Genomic DNA, 26,246 nt, shown 5'->3' on the forward strand with positions numbered 1-26,246 from the left:
CGCATCGCTAATTCCTCACAAACAATCCATCATTAAATTTCACAATTACAATAATTTCGTAACCTTTAAACAATATTTAAAAGTTGTTACCGTGCCCCCGCAGCTTTTTTCACCTGCAATTTCCACGCATCAAGCACTTTTACACTAAGGCATAAATTATGAAAAAAATGACTGCCATGCTCTTTTCTCTGGCCGTGGGGCTTAACACCGTCTCCATGGCGGCGAAAGCTGACGCACCAAAAGAGCAGGAAACGGACGTCCTTTTAATCGGTGGCGGGATCATGAGCGCCACGCTGGGAACCTATCTGCAAGAACTGCAGCCGGACTGGTCTATGACCATGGTCGAGCGCCTTGATGGCGTGGCGCAGGAGAGTTCGAACGGCTGGAATAACGCCGGTACCGGCCATTCGGCACTCATGGAACTGAACTATACGCCGCAGAAAAAGGACGGTTCCATTAGTATCGAGAAGGCAGTAGAAATCAACGAAGCATTCCAGGTTTCTCGCCAGTTCTGGTCTCATCAGGTCAACAGCGGCGTGCTGCACGACCCGCACTCCTTCATCAACACCGTGCCGCACATGAGCTTTGTGTGGGGCGAGCAGAACGTCAACTTCCTGCGCGCGCGCTACGCCGCTCTGCAGCAGAGCACGCTGTTCCGCGGGATGAAATACTCTGAAGACCACGCGCAGATTAAAGAGTGGGCTCCGCTGGTCATGGAAGGCCGTGACCCGAACCAGAAAGTGGCGGCGACCCGAACCGAAATTGGTACTGACGTTAACTACGGTGAAATTACCCGTCAGCTGGTGACGTCTCTGAAGAAAAAAGAGAACTTCAATCTGCAGCTCAGCACCGAAGTGCGCGGTTTCAAGCGCAACGCGGATAATAGCTGGAGCGTGACCGTTGCCGATCTGAAAAACAATGAAGCTGAACACGTCATCAAGGCGAAGTTTGTCTTCATCGGTGCGGGCGGCGCGGCGCTGAAGCTGCTGCAGGAGTCCGGTATTCCGGAAGCTGACGACTACGCGGGCTTCCCGGTCGGCGGTCAGTTCCTGGTGTCCGATAACCCGGAAGTGGTGAATCGTCATCTGGCAAAAGTGTACGGTCAGGCTTCCGTGGGCGCGCCGCCAATGTCCGTTCCGCACATTGACACCCGTATGCTTGACGGCAAACGCGTGGTGCTGTTTGGACCGTTCGCGACCTTCTCCACTAAATTCCTGAAAAACGGCTCCCTGTGGGATCTGCTGAGCGCAACCACCACCTCTAACGTCAAGCCGATGATGGACGTGGGTCTGGATAACTTCGATCTGGTGAAATACCTGATTAGCCAGGTGATGCTCTCTGACGACGACCGTTTCGAAGCGCTGAAAGAGTACTATCCTCAGGCGAAGAAAGAAGACTGGCGTCTGTGGCAGGCGGGTCAGCGCGTTCAGATCATCAAGCGCGATCCGAAAGAGGGTGGCGTGTTGCGTCTGGGTACCGAAGTGGTGAGCGATAAGGATGGCACAATCGCCGCGCTGCTGGGCGCGTCACCGGGTGCGTCTACCGCTGCGCCAATCATGCTGCACCTGATGGAAAAAGTGTTTAAAGATAAAGTCGCCAGTCCGGAATGGCAGGCGAAGCTGAAAACCATTATTCCATCCTACGGCACGAAGCTGAACGGTAACGTGGACGCGACGGAGCAGGAGCTGGAATACACCAGCCGCGTACTGCAGCTGCAGTACATCAAACCGCAGGCTGCGGATGCTGCGCCGAAAGCGGAGCTGAAGCCCCAGCCGGAAAACAAACCGGTTGCGGATATCGCGCTGTAAGGTAAAAGCAAAACGGCAACATAGGTTGCCGTTTTTGCTGTTTTCCCCCTCTCCCGGTGGGAGAGGGCTGGGGTGAGGGCACCAGAGCGCACTCGACCTGGTTTTAACGTACTACCGCTTGTCCGACATTCTCATCGGCCTTCCACACGCGATACTTCACTTCCACGTTTTCAGGCGTATAAACCACGATCGGCAACTTGCTGTTGTAGCGCAGCAGGCTATTGTCGCCCAGATACGCTGTCACAAATTTCTTCTCTTTCTTGCCGTCCGGACAGGCCATCATGGTGGAGACCGGAGAGGTGACTTTATCAAAGACGTAGTAGTCATAACCCCAGCCTTCCAGCGTTTTGCTTTCCAGCTGACCGCCCAGACGATGCTGGTTGCAATCCACTTCCAGCGTCTTGCCAATCAACAGCTCCACTTTGAAATTCGCTTCATCCTGCTGTGCCGGTAGCTGGATCACCTGACGCTTCATCCCTTTATCCGCTTTCGGGTACGGGGCGACTTTTTCCAGCGGCTGCTCTTTAGGTGTTTCGCTGGCGAAAGCACTGGTGCTGACACATGCGGCGGCGATGAGTGCGATGGCAAATTTAGGTGCGTTTTTCATTGTCATTCCTTTATGTCAAAACGATCCTGCACAGGTTAACATATCAATTATGAATGATTGGTGTTATTTACTTACATTTTCAATATTAATAGCGCAATAAACCACATATTTGCCATTTAAGTAGAGATTTGTACTGGCGTGGAGTCCGGCAGGCGTTTGTGTTATTTTAGACCCTCTATAATGTTATTCATCTGTAAAAGGGAAGAGAGATGGTTCGTGCAAAACTGAAAACGCCTGAAGGCCGCAAGTTCCTCCTGGCGCTGCTGGTTGTGTTTATGATTGCTGCCGCGTGCGTGGGGCGTGCCACCATTGTAGGCGTTATCGAACAGTACAACATTCCTCTCTCTGCCTGGACAACCAGCATGTATGTCCTGCAGTCGGCGATGATCTTTGTCTACAGCCTGGTGTTCACCGTTCTGCTGGCCATCCCGCTGGGCATTTTCTTCCTGGGCGGACGTGATAAACACTAGACGCCGATTTGCGATATCGAAGCCATCCTGCGGGGTGGCTTTTTTTATGTCTAATAATTTTTATTCGCATTTCCAGGATATTCTGTTTCGAACAAGACATTTCAACATGAAGCAGGAGATGCGCAATGTTATCCCGGTTTGCAACGCTCAGCCGGATCCCGAAAGGAGTCTGGGTGGTGGGCGGCGTCAGTATGTTAATGGATATCTCCTCGGAGATTATCCACAGCCTGCTGCCGCTGTTTATGGTGACGACGCTGGGCGCCAGCGTTATTTTCATTGGTTTGATTGAAGGTCTGGCTGAAGCTACGGCGCTGTTTATCAAGGTGTTTTCCGGCGCCATCAGTGACTATCTGGGCAAGCGTAAAGGACTGGCGGTTCTGGGCTACGGTCTTGGCGCATTGAGTAAACCGTTGTTCGCTATCGCCTCTTCTTCCGGCATGATCCTTGGGGCGCGCTTAATCGACCGGGTCGGGAAGGGGATACGGGGAGCGCCGCGCGATGCGCTGGTTGCTGATGTTACGCCGCCGGAACTTCGCGGCGCGGCCTTTGGGCTGCGTCAGTCTATGGACACCGTCGGCGCATTTCTCGGGCCGCTGCTGGCCGTAGGATTAATGCTGCTGTGGAACGATGACTTCCGCACGATTTTCTGGATCGCGGTGATCCCCGGCGTGCTCGCCGTGGCGCTGCTTTTCTTCGGCCTGCATGAGCCGAAAACGCCCGTCGAACATAAACGCACGAACCCCATCAAAAAAGAGAACCTCAGGCGTCTCGGGAAAGGCTGCTGGTGGGTCATTGGCCTGGGAGCCATCTTCACGCTCGCACGTTTCAGTGAAGCATTTCTTGTGCTGCGCGCACAGCAGTCGGGGGTGCCGCTGGCGCTGATCCCGCTGGTGATGGTGGCCATGAATCTGCTCTATTTCCTCTCTGCCTATCCGTTTGGCAAGTTATCGGACGGGATGAGCCACACCCGATTACTGCAGTGGGGCCTGGTGATGCTGATTGGGGCAGATGTTGTGCTGGCGCTGAGCACCCACTTGGCTGGAATGCTTCTGGGCGTCGCGTTTTGGGGAGTACATATGGGTATGACCCAGGGATTACTGGCGGCAATGATCGCTAAAACCGCACCGCCCGATCTGCGCGGCACTGCTTTCGGTATTTTTAGTCTGGTCAGCGGCGTGGGATTATTAATCGCCAGCGTGGGAGCCGGCGCGATATGGGAAACGTTTGGCGCGGAATATACGTTTTATGCCGGAGCGGTGATTTGTCTGGCTACGCTGGTGTATCTGCGCAAAACCCCGGACGAGGCGAAATAAAAAAACCAGCCATCAGGCTGGTTTTCAGTATGTTTTTGGTCGGCACGAGAGGATTTGAACCTCCGACCCCCGACACCCCATGACGGTGCGCTACCAGGCTGCGCTACGTGCCGACGCATAAAAAGAATACTACTCGATTCCGTTTTGAATGCAAGGGAATCTGTCGCTAACTGGTTTATTATTAATCAGTTAGCGATGAAGCGCTTCTCATCCGTCAGGACCTGCAGCAGCAGGCTCAGCTGCGGTTTCTGGTCCTTCAACCGTTCACCCTGCAGATTATACGTCTGATAATTCCCGTTACTGTTCAGCACCAGCGTCAGCTTCGGTGTGGTCACCACCAGCGTGTCATTCCCGGCAGCCGTGACCCAGTTATGGCGGCGCGCAGCGCTGAAGAGATCCTGTCCCTGCGAATACTCGTTCGCTGGCGTGCTGACATGCAGCAGGCGTTGCATCAGGGTAGTCATCACATCTTTATGCTCGGTAAGCATATTGATGCGCTGCGCCGGGGTGCCAGGCCAGTGGATCACCAGCGGAACCTGCAGGTTCGGGCGTGACCAGCTCATGCTCTTCGTCTCGTCACCTAACGGGACGCCATGGCCTGCGGTCACGATCACCACGGTGTTATCCAGCTTGCCGGACTCACGTAGCGCGTCAAGCACGCGGCCAATCTGCGCATCAACATCACCCGCCGCGCGGCCGTAGCGGCGCACGAAATCACTCTTATTGCTGTTAGCAAGCGTTGTGCCGTTAAAGGCAACCCATGAGAACCAGCGGTTATCTTCCTGCGCGTAACGCTGAAGCCAGTTTATCCATTGGCCGGCGGTCTGCGCATCGGACTGATTTTGTGCCGCTGGCAGTGAGAAATCGGACAGCAGCGCCTGGCGGTAGAGCGGGCTGTTAAAGCCATCGGATGAGAACAACCCTAACTGATAGCCCTGCTGATTCAGCCCGGTGATCAGCGCCGCAGGCGTGCGGGTAGAGAGTACGCCGTCCATGTATCCGGCTGAAATGCCATAGAAGAGGCCAAAGATGCCCGCGTCGGTTGTGTTACCGGAGCTCATATGCTGAGTAAACGAGACGTTTTGCCTCGCAAAATCGGCCAGCACAGGCATCTGCTTCTCGTAACGGGAATAGTTCAGGCCATCAACGGTGATCAGCAGGACGTTTTGCCCGCGCCCCATATCGCGATAGCGTAGATCGCTCAGAGGATACTGCACGCTGACGGCTTCCGGATTACCCTGCTCGATAAGACGGCGCTGGTACTCCTGAGCGTCAAGCAGGCCGTGTTTCTCGAGGAAACGACGGGCCGTCATCGGGTACGAGAGCGGCAGGTTCGCGCGCTGCATGGTAATAGGGCGATAGAAGTTCGCATCCGCCCAGATATACATGATGTGCGAACTGATAAAGGAGACGAAAAAGAGCGCGGCGACGGGCTTCGCGTAATGGCGTCGCCGGGTCAGGCTGCGGAGCTTTTGCCAGCTCCACGTCGCAAACAGCATCTCAATCAACAGGATCACCGGGACGCTGATAAACATCAGCTGCCAGTCACGGGCCGTTTCGTTCTGGTCGGGGTTAATCACCAGTTCCCAGACGATGGGGTTAAGATGCAGGTGGAAGCGGGTGAACACTTCACTGTCGATAAGCAGCAGCGTCATCCCCACCGTCGCGAGGATGGCGGATAAGAACCGCATCAGACGCTGCGACATGACGATAAACGTCAGGGGGAACAGGATCAGCAGATAGGTGGCGAAAACCAAAAAGCTAAAGTGACCGACAACGCTTATCCAGGAGTAGACACGCCCGGTTAGCGTTGTTGGCCAGTCTGCGACAAACAGATAACGACAGCCAATGACCGTCGCCAACAGAATGTTGAACAGGGCAAACCAGTGCCCCCAGCTGACCATCTGGGAGACTTTTTCACGGTAGCGCTGACGATTCGTCACCATAAACTGTTGTTCGTATCCCTTAATGGGCCGGGTCGTTGCTGACGGACGACTGTAAAGCCTGGGCGAAAGATTTTGCGATCGCCTGACGCTGAGCCGGAGCAACGCTGGTGTTAATCAGGTTGGTGACCATATTTCCCAAAACCATCAGGGAGAGATCGGTCGGCGTTTTATGTTTTTCCAGTACGTTGACCAGCTCACTGAGCAGTTGTTCAACGTGTTCATCACTGTAGCGGGAATGTTGTGGCATAAATCAAAATCAGTTTGTTGATGAAAGGGCAACATATTACCGTAGCAACAGCTTTTTTTCCCCTTTTTTATCTGTTGTTGCACACATGTCCTGGTGGTGGTTGAATACCGCCCGGTCTAAAAGGAGAGTTTATCATGAGTCTGGAAATCAACCAGATTGCCTTGCACCAGCTTATCAAGCGTGATGAGCAAACCCTTGAAGTGGTGCTGCGCGATTCGTTACTGGAACCCACGGCGACCGTGGTGGAGATGATGGCAGAGCTGCATCGCGTCTACAGCGCCAAAAATAAAGCCTATGGTCTTTTCAGCGAAGACAGCGAACTGGCCGATAGCCTGCGCCTGCAGCGCCAGGGTGAAGAGGATTTCCTGGCGTTTAGCCGTGCGGCAACCGGGCGTCTGCGCGACGAGCTGGCTAAATATCCGTTCGCCGACGGCGGGATTGTCTTGTTCTGCCACTACCGCTATCTGGCGGTCGAGTATCTGCTGGTTACCGTGCTGAATAACTTAAGCAGCATGCGCGTGAACGAGCAGCTGGATATCAGCTCGACGCATTATCTGGACATTAACCATGCGGATATCGTGGCGCGTATTGATTTGACCGAGTGGGAAACCAACCCGGAGTCGACCCGCTACCTGACTTTCCTGAAGGGACGCGTGGGCCGCAAAGTGGCGGATTTCTTTATGGACTTCCTCGGTGCCAGTGAAGGGCTTAACGCCAAAGCGCAGAACAAAGGGCTGCTCCAGGCGGTTGACGATTTCACAGCCGAAGCGCAGCTCGATAAATCTGAGCGCCAGACGGTGCGTCAGCAGGTTTACAGCTACTGCAACGAACAGCTGCAGGCAGGGGAAGAGATTGAGCTGGAGTCGCTGTCAAAAGAGCTAGCGGGCGTCAGCGAAGTCAGCTTCCAGGAGTTTACCGCAGAGAAGGGCTATGAGCTTGAAGAGAGCTTCCCGGCGGATCGAAGCACGCTGCGTCAGTTAACCAAGTTTGCCGGCAGCGGCGGTGGGTTAACCATCAACTTTGATGCGATGCTGCTGGGTGAACGTATCTTCTGGGATCCGGCCACCGATACGCTGACCATTAAGGGTACGCCGCCGAATCTGCGCGATCAGCTTCAGCGCCGCACCTCGGGCGGTAAATAGCAGGCACAAAAAACCCCGCAGAAGCGGGGTTTTTTTCGACAGGTTTGCGATTACGCGCGAACGAAGTCGATGTGAGTCAGTTTTGGCTTGAACGCGTGACGCTGAACAGCCTGAACTTTCACTTTTTCTTCTTTACCGCCAACAACGATGGTCAGAACTTCGCTGTAGAATTCAGCTTTGGTCTGCAGGTTCCACAGTTTGTCGTGATCCAGTTCGATGGCAACTGGAGCAGCTTCGCCACCGTAAACGATAGCCGGGAACTTGTTAGCGGTACGCAGGCGGCGGCTCGCACCCTTACCCTGCACGTTACGTACTTCTGCTTCGATAGTAAACATTGATTTCTCTCTGTATTTAAAACCCTACTACAGGCGACCCAGCAGCAGGTGAGTGTTCTGCCTCACGGATGTGAAGCGGGCGGCATTTTATACTCAAATGCCCCCCACATCAATGAAAAGTCCCGCTAACCGCGCAATTCGTTGGCGCGACGGAAGCGACCTTCGTAGTCAAAGAGTTTCTCGCGCACCTGCCAGAACTGGCCTTTTTTGCGGGCGACGACAAAATCCGGATGGCGCAATAGCACCTGCTGGCGCACGATATCCGCCACGGTGATCCAGCGCAGGGGCACCCCCGGGGTGCGGGTGTGCGGGCGAATAAACAGCTGTTCGAAGGCCGTTCGCTGGGCAGGCGTCTGGAGCCGGAAGCGCTCGCTGACGTCCGCCCCGTCTTCATCGTAATAGGTGATTTTCAGCCATTCGCCTTTTTCATCGGCGCCGGGCTGCAACGCCATGCCGGAACAGCGCAGCACCAGCGCATCTTTCAGCTTTAATGCCGCTTTCAGCATGTCGTCCGGGTCAACCAGCACCGTGTCGCATTCCCGACAGCGGCGAGCGGCAATGTCGTTTTCGGCGTTGCACTGCGGGCAGTTTTTAAACCGGAAGCGGAAATCGCACTGCTCGCGATGCCCGTCATCATCTTCAAACCAGCCCTGACAGCGGCGGCCAAAATGCTCGATCAGCGTGCCGTCGGCGGTGGTTTTTCCCCAGAAGGTGTTGGCAAACCCGCAGGCAGGGCAAAAGACCTGCACGGGCACGTTGTCGTTTTTCCCTTTTGGCGCGCCGACCTCAGGCGTATAGAGATCGTGCGGGTTACCGGCATAATCCAGAATCAGGCAGTTGGTTTTCTCCGGCGCCAGACGCAGGCCGCGGCCAACAATTTGCTGATACAGACTGACCGATTCGGTCGGACGCAAAATAGCGATCAGGTCGACGTGCGGGGCGTCAAAGCCGGTGGTCAATACCGATACATTAACCAGATAGCGGAACTGCTGGGCTTTAAAGGCCTCAATCAGGCGGTCGCGCTCGGGGCCGGGCGTCTCGCCGGTGATGAGCGCCGCGTCGCCAGCGGGCAGTAGTCCGGTGATTTCTCGCGCGTGCTCAACGGTGGCGGCAAAGATCATCACCCCTTTGCGCGTCGCGGCGAACTCCTCTATCTGGCTGATGATATGCGGCGTAATGCGCTTTTGCTTTTTCAGCTCCTGGTTAAGATCCGCTTCGCTGAATAACCCGTTGCTCTGCGCCTGCAGGCGGCTGAAATCGTACTGCACCACCGGCATATCCAACCGCTCAGGTGGCGTCAGGTAGCCATGTTTAATCATGTAGCGCAGAGGAAGCTCGTAGATGCAGTCGCTAAACAGGGCCTTGTCATCGCCGCGCACCATGCCGTGATAATGGTAACGATAGATCCAGCCTTTCCCCAGGCGAAACGGGGTCGCCGTCAGGCCCAGCAGGCGCAGGTGAGGGTTCACCTCTTTCAGGTGCGACAGGATTTGCTGATACTGGCTGTCGTCGTCGTCGCTGATGCGGTGACACTCGTCGACAATCAGCAGCGAAAATTCGCTGCGAAACAGGTTCAGATTGCGCGCCACCGACTGCACGCTGCCAAACACCACTTTGCCGTGGCTCTCTTTACGCTTTAGCCCGGCGGCGAAAATATCGGCTTCCAGCCCAAGCGCACAATACTTGGCATGGTTTTGCGCGACGAGCTCTTTAACGTGCGCCAGCACCAGCACGCGGCCGCGGGCCAGACGCGCCAGTTCGGCGATGACCAGGCTTTTGCCTGCGCCGGTCGGGAGCACAATCGCCGCCGGCTCGCGATGTTTACGGAACCAGGCGAGGGTGGCGTCAACGGCTTCCTGCTGATAGGGACGAAGTGTAAAAGTCATGGGGTCTCGGTTTCGTTATTCCGCACATAGTATGCCACGAAACTTTTTCCCTTGAGTGGCGCAACCAGACCATTATACTGAACCGTTCCAGACTGCTTCTTTTTTCGGACCTGTTGTCCGACTTCCTGCACCATTAAGGCTAAAAAGATTTCATGCGACTTGATAAGTTTATCGCTCAGCAACTCGGCGTAAGCCGCGCTATTGCCGGGCGCGAAATTCGCGCCAGCCGCGTTACCGTGGATGGCGACATTGTGAGAGACAGCGCGTTCAAACTGCAACCTGACCATCAGGTGGAGTATGACGGCAATCCGCTGACCCAGCAGCACGGTCCGCGCTACTTCATGCTCAATAAGCCGGAAGGCTACGTCTGCTCAACGGACGATCCGGATCACCCGACGGTGCTCTATTTCCTCGACGAGCCGGTGGCGCACAAGCTGCACGCCGCAGGTCGACTCGATATCGACACCACCGGGCTGGTGCTGATGACCGACGACGGTCAGTGGTCGCACCGCATCACCTCTCCACGCCACCACTGCGAGAAAACCTATCTCGTGACGCTGGAGTCACCGGTGTCGGATGACACGGCAGAGCACTTCGCGAAAGGCGTTCAGCTGCATAATGAAAAAGATCTGACCAAACCGGCGGTGCTCGAAGTCATCACTCCGACGGAGGTCCGCCTGACCATCAGCGAAGGGCGCTATCATCAGGTGAAACGTATGTTTGCCGCGGTGGGGAACCACGTTGTTGGCCTGCATCGCGAACGGATTGGTGCGATTGAACTCGATCCCGACCTGGCGCCTGGCGAATATCGCCCGTTAACGGAAGAAGAGATCGCCAGCGTCGGTCTGCCTTCGCACTAATTTCAGGAGAACTCTGTGACCACCAGGCCACACTCGTCGTTCAAAATCGTCTTCATTCTTGGCCTGCTGGCCATGCTGATGCCGCTGTCTATCGATATGTACCTGCCCGCGCTGCCGGTCATTTCCGCGCAGTTTGGCGTTCCGGCGGGCAGCGCGCAGATGACGCTCAGCACCTATATTCTCGGCTTTGCCCTCGGCCAGCTGTTTTATGGCCCGATGGCCGACAGCCTTGGACGCAAGCCGGTCATTCTGGGCGGGACGCTGGTGTTTGCGGCCGCTGCGGTTGCCTGCGCGCTGGCGCAGACTATCGATCATCTGATTGTCATGCGTTTCTTCCACGGTCTGGCGGCGGCAGCGGCAAGCGTGGTGATTAACGCCCTGATGCGCGATATCTACCCGAAAGAAGAGTTTTCCCGCATGATGTCGTTTGTCATGCTGGTGACGACGATTGCGCCGCTGGTGGCCCCAATGGCCGGTGGTGCGGTGCTGGTGTGGTTCAGCTGGCATGTGATTTTCTGGATCCTGGCCCTGGCCGCGCTGCTGGCCTCCGCGATGATCTTCTTCTTTATTGATGAAACGCTTCCCGTCGAGCGCCGCCAGAAGTTTCACATCCGTACCACCATCGGCAACTTTGCCTCGCTGTTTCGCCACAAGCGCGTGCTCAGCTATATGCTGGCGAGCGGGTTCAGCTTCGCCGGAATGTTCTCCTTCCTGAGCGCCGGGCCGTTTGTCTATATCGAGCTGAACCACGTTTCGCCGCAGCACTTCGGCTATTACTTTGCGCTTAACATCGTCTTCCTGTTCATCATGACCATCATCAACAGCCGCTTTGTCCGGCGGGTGGGGGCGCTGAACATGTTCCGCGCCGGGCTGTGGATCCAGTTTGTGATGGCGATCTGGCTGGTGGTGAGCGCGTTTCTGGGCGTGGGCTTCTGGGCGCTGGTGGTCGGCGTGGCGGCCTTTGTTGGCTGCGTGTCGATGGTGTCGTCCAATGCGATGGCGGTGATCCTGGATGAGTTTCCGCACATGGCAGGAACCGCATCATCTCTGGCAGGGACGTTCCGCTTCGGCATCGGCGCTATCGTCGGGGCGTTGCTTTCGATGGCCACCTTTACGACGGCATGGCCCATGCTGTGGGCGATGGCTTTTTGCGCAACCAGCTCGATACTCTTCTATCTTTACGCCAGTCGACCGCGAAAAGCGGCCCACTAAAACGCAGAGAAGGCCCGGAAGGGCCTTTTTTGTTGATGCATATCAACCAAACCCCCGTTCGTTTATTCCGTGTTTGTTTATTTTATGTAAAATCTATTTGTGTAAAAAGTCACATCATTGTATTCAAAAAGGTTGAGTTAGATCGCAGAAACGGGTACATATAGCGCCGACGCGAGCCTGAATACCGATAAAAAAGTGCTGAATAGTGCAGGCTGACGATGATGTGTTACTATAAATGTAAATAAATTGTGAAGTAAATTTTGCTTCCGGGGAACGAACGTGAATACATTACAACTTTCTATTGTCCATCGCTTGCCCCAGAGCTATCGCTGGTCGGCGGGTTTTGCTGGTTCGAAAGTTGAACCGATTCCGCAAAACGTCGCGGGCTGTGAAAACTGCCTGGTGGCGCTCAAGCTGCTGAGCCCGAGCGACGAAAATGCCTGGCGGGTGATGGAGCGTCTCAGTCAGGCCCTGACGGATATCGAAGTGGACAGCTCCGTACTGGAGTGCGAAGGTGAGCCGTGCCTGTTTGTGAAAAGCCAGGACGAGTTTGCTGCTACCTGCCGCCTGAAAAATTTTGGCGTTGCTATTGCAGAGCCTTTCTCCGGCCAGTATCCATTCTGAGCGCTAGTCTGACGACAACAGCTGGCGCGTGTAGCGCTGCGTTGGCGCGCTAAATACGCGCTGGCAATCACCCTGCTCGACCACCTCTCCCTGACGCAACACAATCACCTGATGGCATAGCGCCCGCACCACCTGTAAATCATGGCTGATAAAGATATAGGCCAGCCGGTGCTTTTCCTGTAACCCTTTCAGCAGCGCCAGGATCTGCGCCTGTACGGTCCTGTCCAGCGATGACGTCGGTTCATCCAGAATAATCAGCTCCGGTTTCAGGATCAGCGCGCGGGCAATGGCGATACGCTGGCGCTGCCCACCGGAATATTCCGCAGGGTAGCGGTGGCGCGTCTCGGGATCTAGACCCACTTCGGTCATGACCCGCATGACCTCCTGCTCGCGTTGCTGCGCGCTCAGGCCGGGCTGATGGACGCGCAGACCCTCTTCGATAATCTGTAACACGCTGAGCCGTGGGTTAAGCGAGGAGTTGGGATCCTGAAACACCACCTGCATGCGGGGACGCACGGGCAGCATCTGGCGGCGGTTCCAGCGGTGCAGCGGCATGTCGTCAAAGAGGATCTCGCCCTGGGAGGCAATTAAGCGCAGCAGCGCCAGACCGGTGGTGCTTTTGCCCGAGCCGGATTCGCCCACCAGCCCCAGGGATTCCCCCGGGCGCAGCGAGAAGCGGATATTTTTCAGCACCGGATTGCGATCGACAATGCGGCGCAGAATACCTTTGCGGATCGGGAACGAGACGGACAGATCCTCAACGCGCAGCAGCGGCGTGCTGTCCGCATCGAGAGGAACCGGGTCGCCGGAGGGTTCGCTGTCGAGCAGGCGCTGCGTATAGGGGTGCTGCGGTGCGCTCAGCAGCGCGGACGCCGTATCCTGTTCAATACAGCGTCCGTTTTGCATCACCGCGACGCTGTCGGCCAGCTTTCTCACAATGCTCAGGTTGTGCGTGATAAACAGCAGGCTCATGTTCAGCTCGTCACGCAGATCCCGCAGCAGCGTCAGTATTTGCGCCTGTACCGTCACGTCCAGCGCCGTTGTAGGCTCGTCGGCAATCAACAGTTCGGGGCGCGTCAGCAGGGCCATGGCGATCATCACGCGCTGGCGTTCGCCGCCGGAGAGCTGATGCGGAAAATCATTCAGCCGTTTGGCCGCATTGCGTATGCCTGTGCGTTCAAGACAATCCAGAATTTCTCCCCGCGCGGCCTCTTTGCGCATCCCTCGGTGCAGGGAGAGCACTTCATAAAGCTGTTTTTCGAGGCTGTGCAGAGGGTTAAGTGAAACCATCGGCTCCTGGAAGATCATCGCGATTTTGTTGCCGCGAATGCCGCGCAGGGTATGTTCGTCGGCATGCAGCAGCGAACGGCCGTGAAAAAGAATGTCCCCTTGCGGATAGCTCACCGGCGGAGAAGGCAGCAGCCGCAGGATGGAGAGCGCCGAAACGCTTTTGCCTGAACCCGATTCGCCGACCAGAGCCAGCGTTGCCCCGGGCTGGATCTGCAGCGATAAATCGTTGACCACGGTGCGCGTCTCACCCTGCTTTGAAAAAGCAATCGACAGGTTATCAATACTCAGAAGAGGCTGGGTCATCTTATACCGCCTTGTTCGGATCAAAGGCATCGCGCACGGCTTCGCCAATAAAAATCAGCAGCGACAGCAGCACGGCCACGGAAAGAAAGGCGGCGATGCCTAACCACGGCGCCTGGAGGTTGTTCTTACCCTGCAGCAGCAGTTCGCCAAGCGACGGGGAACCCAGCGGTAGCCCGAAACCGAGAAAATCCAGCGAGGTGAGCGTGGTGATGGAGCTGCACAGAATAAACGGCAGGAAGGTGAGCGTTGCCACCACGGCGTTGGGCAGCATATGGCGGAAGATGATACTCCGGTCGCTAACGCCAAGCGCCTGCGCCGCGCGGATATAGTCGAAATTGCGGGTGCGCAGAAACTCCGCCCGCACCACGCCGACCAGCGCCATCCAGCCGAACAGGACGGTGATGCCTAATAACCACCAGAAGTTGGGCTGTACGACGCTGGAAAGCAGGATGATCAGAAACAGCGTTGGCATACCAGACCAGACTTCGATGATACGCTGGCCCCACAGGTCAATTTTCCCGCCGTAGTAACCCTGAACGGCGCCCGCCACAACGCCCATCACGCTGGAGAAGAGCGTCAGCATCAGCCCAAAGAGAAGCGATATTCGCGTGCCGTACAGGATGCGTGCCAGCACGTCGCCGCCGTTAGCATCCGTTCCCAGCCAGTTTTGCGCGGAGGGCGGGGAAGGGAAGGGGGTCGTGGTAGCGAAGTTTATACTGTTTGCGCCAAAGCGCACCGGCGCCCAGAGCGCCCAGCCGTGCTGCTCAATCTGCTGGCGAAGCCACGGATCCTGATATTCCGCCCGTGTCGCAAACGGGCCGCCAAAGTCGCTTTCGCTGTAGCTGGCGATGACCGGCACGTACCAGCGATCGTTAAAATGCACCAGCAGCGGCTTGTCGTTGGCGATCAGCTCCGAACACATGCTTAAGGCAAACAGCACGGCAAAAATCCACAGCGACCAGTAGCCGCGGCGGTTGTGGCGAAAACGGGCCCAGCGGGCCTGATTGACGGGGCTTAAACGCGGCATCAGCGGCCCTCAAAATCGATTCGGGGATCGACCAGCGTATAGCTGATATCACTGATGATATTCAGCAGCAGGCCAATCAGGGTGAAAATATAGAGTGTGCCAAACATCACCGGATAATCGCGCGATACGGTAGCCTCATAGCCCAGCAGCCCCAGTCCGTTGAGCGAGAACATGACCTCTATCAACAGCGAGCCGGTAAAAAACATGCCGATGAACGTGGCCGGAAACCCGGCGATTACCAGCAGCATGGCGTTGCGGAACACGTGTTTCCACATGATCTGCTTCTCGCTCACGCCCTTGGCGCGGGCAGTAACAACGTACTGCTTACGAATTTCATCGAGAAAGGCGTTTTTGGTCAACATGGTCAGGGCCGCAAACCCGCCAATGACCGTGGCCAGAACCGGCAGTGTGATATGCCAGAGGTAGTCCGTGATTTTCTGATACCACGGCAGGGAACTGAAATCGGCGGAGACCAGCCCTCGCAGCGGGAAGAGGTCAAAATAACTTCCCCCGGCAAAAAAGACGATCAGCAGGACGGCAAACAGAAACGCCGGGATGGCATAGCCGATGATAATGAACGTGCTACTCCAGATATCGAAACGGCTACCGTTATACACCGCTTTGCGGATCCCAAGCGGTATAGAGACCAGATAGATAATCAGCGTTCCCCACAGCCCCAGCGTGATCGAAACCGGCAGGCTTTGCTTGATCAGCGTTAACACTGACGCACTGCGAAACAGGCTATCGCCAAAATCAAAGCGGATGTAATCCCAGAGCATTTTGAAATAGCGCTCGTGAATCGGTTTGTCAAAGCCGTAGCGGTGGGTGATCTCGGCGATCACTTCCGGATCCAGCCCGCGTCCGCCGCGATAATGGCTTTCGCTGATATTTCCAACGCCGGTTCGCGCATGGCTTGCACCCATGCCTTCACCTCCGCCGCCGGGCATGCCGCCGCTGTTGCCAAATTCAATGGCGGCAATCGCCTGATCGACCGGGCCGCCGGGAGCAATTTGCACGATAAAAAAGTTAATCGTGATGATGGCCCACAGGGTGGGGATGACCAGCAGGAGACGACGGATAAGATAGGCACCCATGATGATTCCTTATCGCCGCTCAGCGGGAAGTCTGGCGGCTTTGTTAACGTCATACCACCAGGTATCAAAGCCCAGGGAGTAGACAGGGCGCACGGCAGGCACGGAGAACTTGTCCCAGCGCGCAAGGCGATCTTCGCCCATATACCACATCGGCAACATGTAGTAGTTCCAGGTTAAGAACCTGTCGAGGGCGCGCCCGAGCGGCAGGAGCTTTTCTTTATCCCCCTGCGCCGCCACGATTTTCGCAATCAGCGCGTCAATCGCCGGGCTTTTTACCCCCGGCGCATTGTACGAGGAGTCGATGTAGCTGGAGGCCCAGGAGATTTGCAGGTCCGTGCTGGGCCACGGTTGGGCGGGCCACAGGCGCTGCATCATGTCGTAATCGCGGCTGCGCATGCGGCTGGTGATCTGCGCGTTATCCACCTGGCGAATGTTCATGGTCACGCCCAGCCGCTCAAGATTGTGCTTAAACGGCAGCACCCACTGGTCGTTGCCCCCGGACGAGAGCAGCAGCTCAAAGCTGAGAGGCTTTCCCGTTTTGGCATCAACACGTTTTTGATTCTTCAGATGCCAGCCCGCGTCATCCAGCAGCTTGCTGGCTTTGAGCAGGTTGTCGCGGTCGTAACCGTCACCGTTTGAAGCCGGCGGCTGAAACACCGTTGTAAACACCTCTGGCGGTACCTCTGCTTTAAGGGGTGCCAGCAGAACCAGTTCGTCGGCTTTCGGATAATCACGCGCGGCATATTCCGTGTTCTGGAAATAGCTGTTGGCGCGGCTGTAAGCCCCGTAAAACAGCGCTTTGTTCATCCACTCAAAATCAAAGGCCAGGGAGATGGCTTCCCGCACCCGGCGGTCATTAAATACCGGACGCTGAATATTAAACGCCAGCCATCGCGTGTCTTGCGCAGACTCATTTTTATGCTCGTCTTTGACGATATAGCCTTTGGCGAAATTTTTGCCGATATAGCGGGTCGCCCAGTTTTTGGCGCTGCTCTCGACCCGCAAATCGAAAGCCCCCGCTTTGAACGCTTCAAACGCCACGTTATCGTCAAGGTAGTAATCATAGCGAAGGGTGTCGAAGTTCCAGCGTCCGCGGTTTACCGGCAGATTGGCTGCCCAGTAGTCTTTGACGCGGGAATAGACGACATATTGCCCCATGCGCCAGTCGGTGATGCGGTAGGGGCCGCCAGCCAGAGGAGGCGTGGAAAGCGGGTCGCTCAGCTTGTGGCTTTTCCAGAACGATTCCGGCATCACCGGCAGCGAGAACAGGCTGAGCATGTTCTCTTTATTTGGTTCGCTCAACTCGATGCGCACGGTAAGCGGCGCAATGGCTCTGACCGACGCGCCTTTATACACGATGCGGAACTGGGGAACGCCTTCGGTCATAAATTTATGAAAGGTGAACGCAACGTCGCTGGCCTTAACCGGCGTACCATCATGAAAACGAGCTCGAGGGTTAAGGGAGATCTCCGCCCAGGCGAAGTTATCGGCGTAACGCACGTTCTCGGCAATAAGCGGATAGTAGCTGCCGGGCTCGTCATCGGAGGTGACAAAGAGCGTATCGTAAAGCGATTCCGTCCGCGCGGCCGCCACGCCGCGCAGGGCGAAGCGGTTGAAGTTGTCGAAGGTTCCCGTGGCGGAAAGCGTGACCTTTCCGCCCTTCGGCGCGGCAGGGTTGACGTAATCGAAGTGCGTAAAATTGACCGCGTATTTCGGCTCGCCAATCACCGCGAAGGCGATATTTTCTTTGATGGCTTGCGCCTGGCTGGACAGGCTCGTGAATGCCAACATCAGCAACATAAAGCGCATAAGCATCTCGCGGCAGCTCCCTCTTTACAGACCGGCTCGGTTAAGCTGAATAATAAGTGACGTCACGGACAATGTGAAATTAATCACCCTCGGCCGAAATATCAGGCCGCCATTCGCGGAACTGTGCCAGCGGCATCGGGCGGCTAATCCAGTATCCCTGCAGGAAATTAACGCCGTGTTCGCGCAGCCAGGCGGCCTGTTCCGGTGTCTCTACCCCTTCGGCGACGGTCGACATATTCAGTCGTCTTGCCAGCGTCAGAACGGCATCCAGCACCGGCGACGTCACCGTCTCAGTCCCTATTGCGTTAACAAATCCGCGGTCTATCTTGAGGTAGTCCATGGTGAAATGCTCAAGGTAAATCAGTGCGCTGTGGCCGGTACCAAAATCATCAATGGCGATTTCAAACCCTTCGTTATGGAGCCATTCGAAGAGGCTATTAGCTTCCCGATGGTTAAGCATATCGCGCTCGGTAATTTCCAGCACGATCTGGAAGTAATCAGGCGGCAGTAGGGCTTTGAAGGTGCGCATATCGTCCTTGAAGCTTTCCGCATGCAGATGCCCCGGCGCGATGTTGATGCCCACCTTTGCGCCCGGAGGTAACAGCGTTTGTAATACGGGAGCATCGTGAATGATAAGGTCAAAAAGATGCAGCGTCAGCGGGACAATGAGCTTCTGCGCTTCGGCAAAATTGATAAACGCGTCGGGCGGAATTTCCCCCATTGTTGGGTGTTTCCAGCGCATCAGTACTTCCAGCCCGGTCATCTGGAGCGATTTAGCATCGACGACGGGCTGATAGACTACATAAAACTGGCCGCGCTTAATCGCGCTTAAAATCTCTTTACCCGGGTTGAGGCGAATGCTGAGGATATAGTAGTTGAGCGAGCCGGCACAAATGCCGCATACCAGCCCGAAGAACAGGGCGTAAAGAATTTCATCGCTGGTCCAGGCGTCCGCATACAGATTTATGATCAGGGGAACGTCTTTCAGCGTTGCGGTACGGGCCGGCGTTTCATGAAGATCGTGCGCGTTGACCAGCATGCTGGACCGCGTTGACAGCGCATGATCGCCAATGATGATGGCGATGCCGGCAAATTCGTCCTGGCGAGCCGTGTAGAGCAGGTAAGGCGTCAGGTTGAGATTCACTGAGGTAAATACGCCGCCGTCCTTCACTAGCGGGTTACGGTACCAGATGGCAATGGCGGGCTTGTTGGGCAACATCGGAGTGCCGGGAAGCAACGCCATATCAATCTGTTTGTCGATGTGCAGCTCAGGTATCAGCTCCTCCATCGGGGAATTCATCGGACCCGTAGCAGAAGAGCAGAACGCCATTTTGTCTCTGACCAGCAGGAATGCGCGAACGTTAACGCTAAAGGCAGCGCGCGAGGTGAGTTCCTGATTTACGTCGTGGCAATTGTTTAACGTGAGCGGCTGGAGTACATCGATAGAATTTTTTAACTCATCGAAATAGCTCTCCATATAGATGCTCACATCGTGGATCAGGGTGTCGAATTTGACTTCCCGCTTGTGGTAGCTCCAGAAAAATTGCAACGAACCCAGGAGCAGGGCGGCGATTAGGCCTGTGATGATGCTGAGGATCAGTATCTTGCGATTGCTGGAGAAATAGCGGGTGAACATAGACGTCGTAATTCCTGAAATGCCGCTGGATGTATTCAGTGTAACGGGCAAAAAAAAACACTGCCGAAGCAGTGCTTTTTTTCATCATATCGCCAGCCAAGGGATAACCAACGATACGATAGTCATATTAACTGCGGGTCAGTACGCGGCGTGCTTCGTTGTAGCGCTTTTTCCAGTACGGTTCATTCATGCTGGAAATGGTGACACCGCTGCTGGTTGAGGCATGTACGAACTGGTCATTACCAATGTAGATGCCAACATGTCGACCTGTAGAACCGGCACGGAACAGGACTAGATCACCGGTGCGCAGTTTGGTACGTGAAATCGACTTGCCCATCTCCTGCTGTTCATAGGTTGAACGCGGAAGATCTAACCCAAATTGCTCGCGGAATGTACGCTGTACAAAACCGGAACAATCAATACCTGTTTTTGTGCTGCCGCCAAGACGATAGCGCACGCCTTTCCAGTCAGCATACTGGTCCATAATGCGGGACTTCACGTCCAGATTACGTACCATATTTTCAAATTCATCCTGAGAGGCTTGCAGTGACGAGGAATCTTCCATTCCCACAACACGCGTCTCAGGATGCATATTCTTTGCGGTGTTCGATGTACTACATGCAGACAACAGTACCGCGACTGCTATCGCCGGGATCCCCCGTAAGATATATCTCAGAAACGGTTGAGATTTGACCATTTTGTTTATTTTCCCTTGAAGTCCTTAACGACAAATATCGTTATAAAAATGCCAAACGTGACGAGACTAATTATCTGTTCACATTGAGACAATTCTTTCTGGTCACATTTGTGGTACAGCGCACAAAATTATTCGCCAGCGAAATAATTATCTCTATGGGGCAAAACGAGTTCGAGATTAACCGATTGCCTGGGGTATTGCGAGTAAAAAAAGCCTTTTTTTTATAAGAAAATGTGATACAGAAAGTAAAAATCCGTAATTGCTTAAAATGCGGACAGATCCGAGGCTTTATCGCGCAATTGCTTCATTTTTATCATGAATGTGATGACAAGAATATGACGCTGGGAAAAGATCGTGGCGAGAACGCTATCAGGGATCATGTCGATCCCTGATAGCTCACGTTAATTTAGGTTAGTTATTTGTTCAATTATTGTTGCGTTTTATCGGGAAGGTAGCGATCGAACAGCGCTATTATCCTGTCGCTCAGTGGGGTCATCAAACACCACGGCAGCGCAATCAGCGCAACGGAGAGCGAACCGACGGCAATATCGGTGAACCAGTGAGCGCCAATCATTACGCGCGGGAAGGCAAAAACCACAAAAATAATCAGGGCTATGGCAAACGCTTTTCTGCCGAAATAGCGAAGCATAATTGCGGAAAAAATAAGCAACATCATGCCGTGATCGCCAGGGAAACTGTCCTTCGACGCATCTTTTGTTGGAATATGCAGCAGCTCACTGACGCGATAAATATCGGTGAAAAAGAGCGTTGGGCTGGAACGCTTAACCGGAATAATTGCGGTGGCCAGCTGGTTAATGACGACAGCAAACAGCAGCATCACCAGACCGATAATCAGAATACGCCGACGCCCGGCTTTGTCCTCTTTCAGCCAGAAAGAGAGCATCAGGCAGCCCATCGCCAGCAGCGAGAAGCCGTCAAAGGCGCGGTTGTTGGTAATTGCCACCAGCCACAGGAACGCGTTGCTCTTCACCAGCTCCTGATTGAAGAAGTGAAAAATGGCAGAATCCAGCGGGAACCAGAAACCATGATCTGCCGGGATATACCAGGAGAAGAAAAGCGCCAGACCGGCGACATTAAGCAGTAATATCAGGGGAAATCGAGTTGTCATAACGTTCTGCATAGAGTGAAAACTGGGGCAACGTTAGCCGCCCGAACTTAAACGAATCCTCAACAGACTGGACTGGAGGGCATTCCAGTCGGCGTTAACCGCACTAATTAACTCTATACGGCTGTCAGGCGGTGCCACGTTTTGCGTTTCAATAAAGAAATCGTCGCCCTGGCGGTTGATCCGCACCAGTCCGTCCGGGGTGCGCATGATCCCTTTCACGCGATCGACGGGCGCAAGGCGGGCCCACTCTAGGATCCCGATGGTGTCAAAAACGGTTTCAGCATCAAAAATCCATCCGCAGGCCTGATATCCCTGGCCGCTATTCAGATTACGACGCCAGCGCTGGTGTTCCGGCAGATTCAGGGCTGCCAGACCCTGCTTAACCGGATGACTGTGCGAATGCTCCGCGCTGGCAGGCAAGGCGGTGAGGTTCAGACGTGGAAGGTCAAGCAGGGTGCTATCAATATTCCCTTGGGTAGTTTCCACCCGTGTGCGATTGCCGCCAAAATGTTGCCACCACGCATCCAGCGCGGCCTGGCTTTCAGCCGTGGCGCGATCTGCTTTATTCGCAACAATAACGTCAGCGGAGGCGAGCTGATCGCGGAAGTTCTCATTAGCCACCGCCTTGTCATCCAGAAGCTGACGCGGATCGAGCAGGCACAGGGTGGCGCGCAAATCGATCCACGGCTCGTAAACCGGGGCGGTCAGTAAATCGAGGATTTGCTTAGGGTGACCCAGCCCGGTAGGTTCAATCAGCAGGCGGTCAGGTTTGCCCTGACGCAGCAGGGTATTGAGGCCGACCTGCATAGGCAGGCCATTGACGCAGCACATGCATCCGCCGGGGATCTCTTTAATCATCGCGCCGCTGGATGACAGCAACGCGCCGTCAATGCCCACCTCGCCAAATTCATTGACCAGCACGGCCCACTTCTCGGCCGGATCTTTATTCGCCAGCAGGTGGAGAATTGAGGTGGTTTTACCGCTGCCGAGAAAACCGGTGATGAGGTTGGTTTTGGTCACGTGCGCTCCAGATCAGAATTGTGATGCTATAACACTATTCTCTCTATCCTGGCGAAAAACGTGACCTGTGAGAAGGGGAAGGGCGAACGGAGGCCTCATCCGTTCGCGTTAAGCGCAATAATCGTTAAATATTTAACGTTTCGATAACAGCCTGACGTGCGCCGTTGCGGATAATGCGCTGGTATGCCTGGCGGACAGTCTCCACAAAGACGCTGTTTTGTGCGAGATCGTGACCAAAGACCTCACTCAGCCCCAGCAGCGCGTTAACGCGGTCGGCGTCGCTGCTGGCGTTGACGATGGCGCGGATTTTATCGCTGAGGGGATCGCGAACGTCAATCGCATTGCCACAGTCGTCGATACCGCTGACGTAGCGTATCCAGCCGGCCACGCCCAGAGCCAGCAGCGGCCACGGCGTATTTCGCTCAAGATGAACGCGGATCCCGTCAAGCATTCTCTGGGGCAGCTTCTGGCTACCGTCCATCGCGATTTGCCAGGTCCGATGCTGGAGGGCCGGGTTGGCAAAGCGTTCAATTAGGCTATCGGCGTAGGCGGTGAGATCGACATCCTTAATCCGTAACGTGGGGGCCTGCTCGTTCAGCATCAGCCGACGGGCGGCTTCACGGAACGCCGCGTCCTCCATGCATTCATTAATATGCGCGTAGCCGGCAAGATACCCGAGATACGCCAGGAAAGAGTGGCTGCCGTTGAGCATGCGTAATTTCATCTGCTCCCACGGCAGAACATCCTGCACCATCTGGACACCCGCCACTTCCCACTCGGGACGGCCTGCGACAAAATTATCTTCCACCACCCACTGAATAAACGGTTCGCAGCTGATGGCGCACGGATCTTCAACGCCGAGCGCGTCGGTGATTTCCGCAAGCGATGCTTCCGTCGCGGCGGGAACAATTCTGTCAACCATCGTTCCCGGGAAGCTCACGTGGCTATCAATCCATTCAGACAGCGCCGCGGAACGCTTTTGCGCCATGCCCAGCACCGCGTTTTTGACCACGTGCCCGTTATCCGGGATGTTGTCGCAGGAGAGCACGGTAAACGCAGGCAAACCGCGCTCGCGGCGGCGGTGGAGCGCTTCGACCAGGATCCCTGGGGCAGAATGTGGCTCTGAGGGGTTTTCAAGGTCGTGGACGATCCGGGGGTTATTCAGATCGAGTTTTCCGGTCGCGGGATCGATGCAATAGCCTTTTTCCGTGATGGTGAGCGATACAATCGCGACCTGAGGCTCGCAAAATTTCTCAATAATGGCGGGCAGGGAGTCCAGCTTTGCGTTCAGGCACTCATGGACGGCGCCGACGATAATCGCCTCATTTCCTTCAGCCCCTTTCTCCAGCACGGTGAACAGATGCTCCTGCGCGCGCAGCTGGCTCATCAGCACGTCGCCGCTGAACAGGCTAATCTCACAAATCCCCCAGTCGCCGCCTTTTTCATTCAGCACCCTATTTGTTAACAAAGCCTGGTGCGCACGGTGAAACGCGCCAAAGCCAAAGTGAACGATGCGGGAGCGTAATGACTGGCGATCGTAGCGAGGTTGCTGAACCCCGGCAGGAAGGACGGTAGAGGCAATTGTCTTCATGAGATACACACCTGATTAACCATTAATTAACAATCCCAGTGTAAAGTTATATGACAGCAAATAAAATTGGTGAGCCGTAAATATCCCCGTTATGTGAGTTTGATCAATCAATTTGTGGCGGCATATTGACCCTTCACGGCAAACATGTATGGTAGTCGTCATTGCGGTAACGTATATTGGTATAACAACTTGAGAGGGTGAGGCAATGGAACAAACCTGGCGTTGGTACGGGCCGAACGATCCGGTTTCTCTTGATGATGTGCGTCAGGCTGGCGCAACGGGTGTCGTCACGGCGCTGCATCATATTCCTAACGGTCAGGTCTGGCCGGTAGAGGAAATACAGACGCGTCAGGCGCTGCTGGCGGAGAAGGGATTAACCTGGTCTGTGGTGGAAAGCATTCCTGTTCATGAAGATATCAAAACCCATTCCGGGGAGTATCAGACCTGGATTGCTAACTATCAGCAGAGCATTCGTAACCTCGCGGCCTGCGGTATTGATACGGTTTGCTATAACTTTATGCCCATCCTCGACTGGACGCGAACCGACCTCGAATATCAGATGCCGGACGGTTCAAAAGCGCTGCGTTTCGATCAGATTGCCTTTGCAGCGTTCGAGCTGCACATCCTGAAACGGCCTGGCGCCGAAGCGGATTACACCGTGGAAGAGCAGCAGCAGGCACTCGAATGGTTCAATGCAGCCAGCGACGCGGACATCGAAAAGCTGACCCGTAATATTATTGCGGGCCTGCCGGGTGCCGAAGAGGGGTATACGCTGGATCAGTTCCGCGCCCGCCTGGCGGAATACGGCAATATTGATAAGCACCAGCTGCGTGAAAACATGGCGTATTTCCTGCGCGCTATCGTGCCGGTTGCGGAAGAGGTCGGGGTTCGCCTGGCCGTGCACCCGGACGATCCACCGCGTCCCATTCTTGGCCTGCCGCGCATTGTTTCCACAATTGAAGATATGCAGTGGCTGAAAGAGACGGTCGACAGCATCTATAACGGCTTCACCATGTGTACCGGCTCCTACGGCGTGCGGGCAGATAACGATCTGGTGCGGATGATTGAAACCTTCGGCGACCGCATTCATTTTACGCATCTGCGCGCGACCTGCCGTGAAGAGAACCCAAAAACCTTCCACGAGGCGGCTCACCTGGGCGGCGATGTGAATATGGTGGCGGTGGTAGACGCCATTCTGGCCGAAGAGGCGCGTCGCAAGCAGATTGGCGATGTGCGTCCTATTCCGTTCCGTCCAGACCACGGCCATCAGATGCTGGACGATCTGCGTAAGAAAACCAACCCAGGCTATTCTGCGATTGGCCGTCTTAAAGGGATGGCGGAAGTGCGCGGCGTTGAGCTGGCGCTGAAGATGACGAAGTATCCGGAATTGCTTTAAGACCCGTTGCCCGGTGGCGCTACGCTTACCGGGCCTACAAAAAAACCGGCCTGAGAGCCGGTTTTTTTGTTTTTGTTGGTCGGGTAAGGCGAAGCCGCCACCCGACAAACGCCGCAATCAGTCGGCGCGACCCATATAGCGTTTTTCTTCGATATGGATGCGGATCTTCTCGCCAGCGGAGAGGTATTCCGGCACCTGCACAACCAGGCCGGTCGTCAGGGTAGCAGGTTTGTTACGGGCACTTGCGGATGCGCCTTTGATGCCGGGTGCCGTTTCAACGATTTCCAGATCGACGGTCTGAGGCAGTTCCAGCGCCAGCAGCACGCCGTCCCAGGTCAGAACCTGCATGTCAGGCATACCGCCTTCAGGAATGAACAGCAGCTCTTCTTCAATCTGATCTTTGGTGAAGATGTACGGGGTGTAATCTTCTTTGTCCATGAACACGTATTCGTTGCCGTCGATGTAGGAGAAATCAACATAGCGACGGGTCAGGGTCACGGTATCGACAATATCGTCACCTTTGAAGCGTTCTTCCACTTTGAGGCCGGTACGCACATCAGCGAAACGCATTTTATACAGCGTTGCTGCACCACGGGCGCTTGGTGCCTGAATGTCGATATCTTTCACAATCAGCAGTTTGCCGTTGTAATTCAGCACCATACCTTTCTTAATTTCGTTCGCTCTTGGCATTGCAGTAATCCTGTTTACGGGAGGTAAAAAATATCGCGCCAAATTACTCGCGCGCGGCCTTTCAGGCAAGTGGAATTCGTGGCTTTTGCTATCAATACGCAAAAGGTGTTACTG

Annotated in this window: 23 protein-coding genes and 1 tRNA gene; 8 read left to right on the forward strand and 16 right to left on the reverse strand. The window is 55.2% G+C overall.

Features of this window, described 5'->3' with window-relative positions; genetic code table 11:
* Positions 1-158: 158 nt before the first annotated feature.
* Positions 159-1,808 carry a malate dehydrogenase (quinone) gene (gene mqo / locus F0319_RS05870; RefSeq protein ID WP_047652540.1) on the forward strand — a complete coding sequence of 550 codons (1,650 nt, stop codon included), beginning with the start codon at positions 159-161 and terminating at the stop codon, positions 1,806-1,808.
* 103 nt (positions 1,809-1,911) lie between these two features.
* Here the strand turns inward: mqo and eco are convergent, their stop codons facing one another.
* Positions 1,912-2,415: a serine protease inhibitor ecotin gene (gene eco, locus F0319_RS05875; RefSeq protein ID WP_049006431.1), complete on the reverse strand. Its 504-nt coding sequence runs from the start codon at positions 2,413-2,415 to the stop codon at positions 1,912-1,914.
* Positions 2,416-2,624: 209 nt separating this feature from the next.
* On the opposite strand from eco, the gene F0319_RS05880 reads away from it, so the two are divergent.
* A complete protein-coding gene (locus F0319_RS05880) occupies positions 2,625-2,885 on the forward strand; it encodes a DUF2534 family protein (RefSeq protein ID WP_010433451.1) in 261 nt (86 codons plus the stop codon).
* A gap of 125 nt (positions 2,886-3,010) precedes the next feature.
* Positions 3,011-4,198, forward strand: coding sequence for an MFS transporter (locus F0319_RS05885; RefSeq protein WP_149366460.1), 1,188 nt, complete (start codon positions 3,011-3,013; stop codon positions 4,196-4,198).
* Positions 4,199-4,234: 36 nt separating this feature from the next.
* Here the strand turns inward: F0319_RS05885 and F0319_RS05890 are convergent.
* The 3 genes from F0319_RS05890 to F0319_RS05900 form a co-directional block, all read right to left on the reverse strand.
* A tRNA-Pro gene (locus F0319_RS05890) sits at positions 4,235-4,311 on the reverse strand.
* Positions 4,312-4,383: 72 nt separating this feature from the next.
* Complete coding sequence (yejM, locus tag F0319_RS05895; RefSeq protein WP_149366461.1) at positions 4,384-6,144, reverse strand: LPS biosynthesis-modulating metalloenzyme YejM; 1,761 nt, start codon at positions 6,142-6,144, stop codon at positions 4,384-4,386.
* Between the two features lie 19 nt (positions 6,145-6,163).
* Positions 6,164-6,391, reverse strand: coding sequence for a YejL family protein (locus F0319_RS05900; protein WP_008500958.1), 228 nt, complete (start codon positions 6,389-6,391; stop codon positions 6,164-6,166).
* 134 nt (positions 6,392-6,525) lie between these two features.
* Between F0319_RS05900 and yejK the strand changes: the two genes are divergently transcribed.
* Positions 6,526-7,533, forward strand: a complete 1,008-nt coding sequence (gene yejK, locus F0319_RS05905) for a nucleoid-associated protein YejK (protein WP_109845346.1) — start codon at positions 6,526-6,528, stop codon at positions 7,531-7,533.
* Between the two features lie 50 nt (positions 7,534-7,583).
* Here yejK and rplY read toward each other — a convergent pair whose 3' ends face one another.
* Both rplY and radD read right to left on the reverse strand, forming a co-directional pair.
* Complete coding sequence (gene rplY, locus F0319_RS05910; protein ID WP_008500956.1) at positions 7,584-7,868, reverse strand: 50S ribosomal protein L25; 285 nt, start codon at positions 7,866-7,868, stop codon at positions 7,584-7,586.
* Between the two features lie 125 nt (positions 7,869-7,993).
* Entirely contained in the window at positions 7,994-9,754 is a 1,761-nt protein-coding gene (radD, locus tag F0319_RS05915) for a DNA repair helicase RadD (protein WP_149366462.1), read from the reverse strand.
* A gap of 152 nt (positions 9,755-9,906) precedes the next feature.
* On the opposite strand from radD, the gene rsuA reads away from it, so the two are divergent.
* From rsuA to F0319_RS05930, 3 genes are all read left to right on the forward strand, one after another.
* Positions 9,907-10,614, forward strand: a complete 708-nt coding sequence (gene rsuA / locus F0319_RS05920; RefSeq protein ID WP_021241522.1) for a 16S rRNA pseudouridine(516) synthase RsuA — start codon at positions 9,907-9,909, stop codon at positions 10,612-10,614.
* A 15-nt stretch (positions 10,615-10,629) separates the two neighbouring features.
* Positions 10,630-11,826: a Bcr/CflA family multidrug efflux MFS transporter gene (locus F0319_RS05925; protein WP_045402783.1), complete on the forward strand. Its 1,197-nt coding sequence runs from the start codon at positions 10,630-10,632 to the stop codon at positions 11,824-11,826.
* A gap of 279 nt (positions 11,827-12,105) precedes the next feature.
* On the forward strand, positions 12,106-12,450 hold the full coding sequence (locus tag F0319_RS05930) for a YejG family protein (protein WP_008500952.1): 345 nt from the start codon (positions 12,106-12,108) through the stop codon (positions 12,448-12,450).
* Between the two features lie 3 nt (positions 12,451-12,453).
* Here F0319_RS05930 and yejF read toward each other — a convergent pair whose 3' ends face one another.
* The 9 genes from yejF to F0319_RS05975 all read right to left on the reverse strand — a co-directional run bounded on the left by yejF (position 12,454) and on the right by F0319_RS05975 (position 24,046).
* Complete coding sequence (yejF, locus tag F0319_RS05935; protein ID WP_149366463.1) at positions 12,454-14,043, reverse strand: microcin C ABC transporter ATP-binding protein YejF; 1,590 nt, start codon at positions 14,041-14,043, stop codon at positions 12,454-12,456.
* 1 nt (position 14,044) lies between these two features.
* Positions 14,045-15,070 (reverse strand): ABC transporter permease, encoded by a 1,026-nt coding sequence (locus F0319_RS05940; RefSeq protein WP_115875865.1) that lies wholly within the window; start codon positions 15,068-15,070, stop codon positions 14,045-14,047.
* Entirely contained in the window at positions 15,070-16,164 is a 1,095-nt protein-coding gene (locus F0319_RS05945) for a microcin C ABC transporter permease YejB (RefSeq protein WP_029740961.1), read from the reverse strand. The genes F0319_RS05940 and F0319_RS05945 overlap by 1 nt, the downstream gene beginning before the upstream one ends.
* 9 nt (positions 16,165-16,173) lie before the next feature.
* Positions 16,174-17,979 (reverse strand): extracellular solute-binding protein, encoded by a 1,806-nt coding sequence (locus tag F0319_RS05950; protein ID WP_149366464.1) that lies wholly within the window; start codon positions 17,977-17,979, stop codon positions 16,174-16,176.
* A 73-nt stretch (positions 17,980-18,052) separates the two neighbouring features.
* Positions 18,053-19,609, reverse strand: a complete 1,557-nt coding sequence (locus F0319_RS05955) for a cyclic di-GMP phosphodiesterase (protein WP_149366465.1) — start codon at positions 19,607-19,609, stop codon at positions 18,053-18,055.
* Between the two features lie 127 nt (positions 19,610-19,736).
* Entirely contained in the window at positions 19,737-20,306 is a 570-nt protein-coding gene (mepS, locus tag F0319_RS05960) for a bifunctional murein DD-endopeptidase/murein LD-carboxypeptidase (protein ID WP_008500946.1), read from the reverse strand.
* A 427-nt stretch (positions 20,307-20,733) separates the two neighbouring features.
* Complete coding sequence (locus F0319_RS05965) at positions 20,734-21,435, reverse strand: phosphatase PAP2 family protein (RefSeq protein WP_188035085.1); 702 nt, start codon at positions 21,433-21,435, stop codon at positions 20,734-20,736.
* 33 nt (positions 21,436-21,468) lie between these two features.
* Positions 21,469-22,455 carry a CobW family GTP-binding protein gene (locus F0319_RS05970; RefSeq protein ID WP_149366467.1) on the reverse strand — a complete coding sequence of 329 codons (987 nt, stop codon included), beginning with the start codon at positions 22,453-22,455 and terminating at the stop codon, positions 21,469-21,471.
* 124 nt (positions 22,456-22,579) lie between these two features.
* On the reverse strand, positions 22,580-24,046 hold the full coding sequence (locus tag F0319_RS05975; RefSeq protein WP_149366468.1) for a mannitol dehydrogenase family protein: 1,467 nt from the start codon (positions 24,044-24,046) through the stop codon (positions 22,580-22,582).
* Between the two features lie 205 nt (positions 24,047-24,251).
* Between F0319_RS05975 and uxuA the strand changes: the two genes are divergently transcribed.
* The gene (gene uxuA, locus F0319_RS05980; protein WP_149366469.1) at positions 24,252-25,442 is read left to right on the forward strand and encodes a mannonate dehydratase; all 1,191 of its coding nucleotides are present in this window, start codon (positions 24,252-24,254) and stop codon (positions 25,440-25,442) included.
* Between the two features lie 117 nt (positions 25,443-25,559).
* Here uxuA and yeiP read toward each other — a convergent pair whose 3' ends face one another.
* Entirely contained in the window at positions 25,560-26,132 is a 573-nt protein-coding gene (gene yeiP / locus F0319_RS05985) for an elongation factor P-like protein YeiP (protein WP_008500940.1), read from the reverse strand.
* Positions 26,133-26,246 lie beyond the last annotated feature (114 nt).

Origin of the sequence: Enterobacter vonholyi, from assembly GCF_008364555.1 — a bacterium.
GTDB classification, from domain to species: domain Bacteria; phylum Pseudomonadota; class Gammaproteobacteria; order Enterobacterales; family Enterobacteriaceae; genus Enterobacter; species Enterobacter vonholyi.